General features: G+C 40.3%; 1 protein-coding gene. It reads right to left on the bottom strand.

Going from position 1 to position 419, the window contains the following annotated elements:
• Window positions 1-419: MucBP domain-containing protein (locus HMPREF2701_RS01525; RefSeq protein ID WP_186821202.1), on the bottom strand; the 419-nt coding region annotated here is incomplete at both ends.

Here is a 419-nt window from a genome sequence, read left to right as displayed (position 1 = left end):
ACTACTAGTTTAGCTTTGTTTGCTACGTAGTTAATTACTGTATCTTGACTTGGATCTGTTGGGATGTTTGGTACTACATATCCTTTTGATGGATCTTTCGGATCAACTGGTTTAAGTGGGTTGCCATCTTTATCTTCTGGAGTGAATCCTGGAACGTATGGTAACACTTCTGTTGGTTGTCCTGGTTTTGTTGGATCTTGTGGGTCATTTGGATACTTGATTGGAGTTGTTGGTTGACCTGGGATGTTTGGAATCCATGATCCGATTGGTTTGTACACGTATGTTACTGTTGAACCGTCTTTTCCAATCTTACCTTTTGCTTCTCCTTCAACACGAACTAGTAGGTGTCCTGGAACAACTTTTCCAGTTGTTGTGTACTCATCTCCTACTTTTCCTTCTGTTGTTTCTGAAGGGATTAA

Origin of the sequence: Streptococcus sp. HMSC077D04 (genome assembly GCF_001808785.1) — a bacterium.
Taxonomy (GTDB): domain Bacteria; phylum Bacillota; class Bacilli; order Lactobacillales; family Streptococcaceae; genus Streptococcus; species Streptococcus mitis_BX.
This window is presented reverse-complemented; position numbering and strand designations above follow the sequence as displayed.